This is a genomic window from Streptomyces huiliensis (genome assembly GCF_020037025.1).
In the GTDB taxonomy this organism is placed as follows: Bacteria; Actinomycetota; Actinomycetes; order Streptomycetales; family Streptomycetaceae; genus Streptomyces; species Streptomyces huiliensis.
The window spans coordinates 1-3,922 of the sequence record NZ_JAIQLH010000432.1; the positions used below are offsets into that span (position 1 = coordinate 1).

The window sequence follows — 3,922 nt, forward strand, 5'->3', positions numbered from 1 at the left end:
CCGGTGGCGGCGGCGGCTTCGGCGGCGGTCGTCCCGGCTTCGGCGGGCGTCCCGGCGGCCCCGGTGCCCGTGGTGGCACGCAGGGTGCCTTCGGCCGTCCCGGCGGTCCGGCCCGTCGCGGCCGCAAGTCCAAGCGTCAGCGGCGCCAGGAGTACGAGGCCATGCAGGCCCCGTCCGTGGGCGGCGTGATGCTGCCGCGCGGCAACGGCGAGAGCATTCGCCTGTCGCGTGGTGCGTCCCTCACCGACTTCGCGGAGAAGATCGGCGCCAACCCGGCGTCGCTCGTCGCCGTGATGATGAACCTCGGCGAGATGGTCACCGCGACCCAGTCGGTGTCCGACGAGACGCTGCAGCTCCTCGGCGGCGAGATGAACTACACGGTTCAGATCGTCAGCCCCGAGGAGGAGGACCGCGAGCTGCTCGAGTCCTTCGACATCGAGTTCGGTGAGAACGAGGGCGGCGAGGAGATGCTCGTCGCGCGTCCGCCGGTCGTGACCGTCATGGGTCACGTCGACCACGGTAAGACGCGACTCCTCGACGCGATCCGCAAGACCAACGTGGTCGCGGGCGAGGCCGGTGGCATCACCCAGCACATCGGTGCCTACCAGGTCGCGACCGAGGTCAACGACGAAGAGCGCAAGATCACCTTCATCGACACCCCGGGTCACGAGGCGTTCACCGCCATGCGTGCCCGTGGTGCCAAGTCGACCGACATCGCGATCCTCGTGGTGGCGGCCAACGACGGTGTCATGCCGCAGACGATCGAGGCCCTGAACCACGCCAAGGCGGCCGACGTGCCGATCGTGGTCGCGGTCAACAAGATCGACGTCGAGGGCGCCGACCCGACCAAGGTGCGCGGTCAGCTCACCGAGTTCGGTCTGGTGGCCGAGGAGTACGGCGGCGACACGATGTTCGTCGACATCTCCGCCAAGCAGGGTCTGAACATCGACAAGCTGCTCGAGGCCGTCGTCCTCACCGCCGACGCCGCGCTCGACCTGCGCGCCAACGCGGAGCAGGACGCGCAGGGCATCGCGATCGAGGCCCACCTCGACCGCGGCCGCGGCGCCGTGGCCACCGTCCTCGTCCAGCGCGGCACCCTCCGCGTCGGCGACACGATGGTCGCGGGCGACGCCTACGGCCGCGTGCGGGCCATGCTCGACGACAAGGGCCAGAACGTGGAAGAGGCGGGTCCGTCGACCCCGGTCCTCGTCCTCGGTCTGACCAACGTCCCGGGCGCCGGCGACAACTTCCTGGTTGTCGACGAGGACCGCACGGCTCGCCAGATCGCCGAGAAGCGCGCCGCGCGTGAGCGCAACGCCGCCTTCGCCAAGCGCACCCGCCGGGTGTCCCTCGAGGACCTCGACAAGGTGCTCAAGGCCGGTCTGGTGCAGGATCTCAACATCATCATCAAGGGCGACGCGTCCGGTTCGGTGGAGGCTCTCGAGTCCTCGCTGCTCCAGCTCGACGTCGGCGAAGAGGTCGAGATCCGCGTGCTGCACCGCGGTGTGGGTGCGGTCACCGAGTCGGACATCAACCTGGCGACCGGCTCCGACGCCATCGTCATCGGCTTCAACGTCCGCGCCGAGGGCCGTGCCACCCAGATGGCCGAGCGCGAGGGCGTCGACGTCCGGTACTACTCGGTCATCTACCAGGCGATCGAGGAGATCGAGGCGGCCCTGAAGGGCATGCTGAAGCCGGAGTACGAAGAGGTCGAGCTCGGTACGGCGGAGATCCGCGAGATCTTCCGCTCGTCCAAGCTGGGCAACATCGCGGGTGTTCTCATCCGCTCCGGCGAGGTCAAGCGCAACACCAAGGCGCGCCTCATCCGCGACGGCAAGGTCATCGCGGAGGAGCTCAACATCGTCGGTCTGCGTCGTTTCAAGGACGACGTCACCGAGATCCGCGAGGGCTTCGAGGGCGGTATCAACCTCGGAAACTTCAACGACATCAAGATCGACGACGTCATCGCGACGTACGAGATGCGCGAGAAGCCGCGAGGCTGATGACGCAGCCCGCGCGGAGCGCGGTCCACCAGGGGTGGTGGCCGGGCGACGGGTGGGCAGGTCGTCCGGGGCCGGTCGGCGGGGAATATCCCGTCGATCGGCCCCGGCCGTTCCGTGTACGGTTTCGAATGAGCCGTACACCATTACGGATGCCGAAGGCCCCACGGGTGGCATGAACCCGCATTACATGTACGTAGGGACGCTGTCCTTCGACCTCCTCCTCGGCGACGTCCGGTCGCTGAAGGAGAAGCGCTCCGTCGTCCGCCCGATCGTCGCCGAGCTGCACCGCAAGTACGCGGTGAGCGTGGCGGAGGTCGGCGACCAGGACCTCTACCGCAGGGCCACGATCGGCCTGGCGGCGGTCTCCGGCGACGTGGGGCACCTCACGGACCTACTGGACCGCTGCGAGCGCTGGGTCGCCGCACGTCCCGAAGTGGACCTGCTGTCAGCGCGGCGGCGGTTCCACGGCGAGCACGACGACTGAAACACCAAGAAGGAGACGGACCAGTGGCCGACAATGCGCGGGCTAAGAAGCTGGCGGACCTCATCCGGGAGGTGGTGGCCCAGAAGCTGCAGCGCGGCATCAAGGACCCGCGGCTCGGCAGCCACGTGACCATCACGGACACCCGGGTCACCGGCGACCTGCGGGAGGCTACGGTCTTCTACACGGTCTACGGCGACGACGAGGAGCGCGCCGGCGCGGCCGCCGGACTGGAGAGCGCCAAGGGCATGCTCCGGTCCGCGGTCGGCAAGGCGGCGGGGATCAAGTTCACCCCGACCCTGACCTTCGTGCCGGACGCCCTGCCGGAGAACGCCCGGACCATCGAGGACCTCCTCGACCGGGCCCGCAACCTGGACGCCAAGGTGCGCCAGGAGGCGTCGGGCAAGGACTTCGCCGGCGAGGCGGACCCGTACCGCAAGCCGGGCGAGGACGACAACGGGGACGCCGAGGGCGGCGCCTCCGCATGAAGCGCAAGACCCCGCCCGGCCCCGACGGTCTGGTCATCGTCGACAAGCCGGCCGGCTTCACCTCGCACGACGTCGTCGCCAAGATGCGCGGCATGGCCAAGACCCGCCGCGTCGGGCACGCCGGGACCCTCGACCCGATGGCGACCGGCGTGCTCGTCCTCGGCGTCGAGCGGGCCACCAAGCTGCTCGGTCACCTCGCGCTGACCGAGAAGGAGTACGTGGCCACCATCCGGCTCGGCCAGAACACCCTCACGGACGACGCCGAGGGCGAGATCACCTCGTCGGCCGACGCCTCCGGGGTCACCCGGGAGGCGATCGACGCCGGCGTGGCCAAGCTGACCGGGGCCATCATGCAGGTCCCGTCCAAGGTCAGCGCGATCAAGATCGACGGCAAGCGCTCGTACAAGCGGGCGCGCGAGGGCGAGGACTTCGAGATCCCCGCCCGCCCGGTGACCGTCTCGTCCTTCGTCGTGCACGCCGTGCACCCGGCGGAGGCCGAGGACGGCACCCCGGTGCAGGACGTGCTCGTCTCGGTCGTCTGCTCGTCCGGCACCTACGTCCGCGCCCTGGCGCGCGACCTGGGCGCGGACACCGGCGTCGGCGGCCACCTCACGGCGCTGCGGCGCACTCGCGTCGGCCCCTACGGGATAAGCGAGGCGCGCACGCTCGACCAGCTCCAGGAGGAGCTGGCCGTGATGCCCGTCGCGGACGCGGTATCCGCCGCGTTCACGCGCTGGGACGTCACCGAGGAGCAGGCGAAGCTGCTCGGCAACGGCGTCCGGGTGCGGATGCCGCTCTTCGAGACCACCGGTCCGGTCGCCGTCTTCGGCCCGGACGGCGCCTTCCTCGCCCTGGTCGAGAACCAGGGCGGGCGGGCGAAGATCCTGGCCGTCTTCGGCTGATCCTCGCTTCGGGACAACGCCTCGGGAACACCGTGGGGGGGGGGGCCC

General features: G+C 70.0%; 4 protein-coding genes. All 4 read left to right on the top strand.

The genetic code is table 11. The annotated features are described in order from the left end of the window. A partial coding sequence (gene infB, locus JNW98_RS34740; protein WP_223772266.1) for a translation initiation factor IF-2 occupies positions 1-2,003 on the top strand: 2,003 nt, incomplete at its 5' end. Between the two features lie 187 nt (positions 2,004-2,190). Beyond that, a complete protein-coding gene (locus JNW98_RS34745; protein WP_223772268.1) occupies positions 2,191-2,487 on the top strand; it encodes a DUF503 domain-containing protein in 297 nt (98 codons plus the stop codon). A 23-nt stretch (positions 2,488-2,510) separates the two neighbouring features. Continuing rightward, positions 2,511-2,972, top strand: a complete 462-nt coding sequence (rbfA, locus tag JNW98_RS34750) for a 30S ribosome-binding factor RbfA (RefSeq protein WP_185945983.1) — start codon at positions 2,511-2,513, stop codon at positions 2,970-2,972. Continuing rightward, positions 2,969-3,874 carry a tRNA pseudouridine(55) synthase TruB gene (gene truB / locus JNW98_RS34755; protein WP_223772267.1) on the top strand — a complete coding sequence of 302 codons (906 nt, stop codon included), beginning with the start codon at positions 2,969-2,971 and terminating at the stop codon, positions 3,872-3,874. The genes rbfA and truB overlap by 4 nt, the downstream gene beginning before the upstream one ends. Positions 3,875-3,922: the final 48 nt, after the last annotated feature.

Bases quoted from the DNA above. Each gene is read 5' to 3' on its own strand.
- JNW98_RS34745 (WP_223772268.1), top strand. From the start codon at position 2,191: ATGTACGTAGGGACGCTGTCCTTCGACCTCCTCCTCGGCGACGTCCGG.
- truB (WP_223772267.1), top strand. From the start codon at position 2,969: ATGAAGCGCAAGACCCCGCCCGGCCCCGACGGTCTGGTCATCGTCGAC.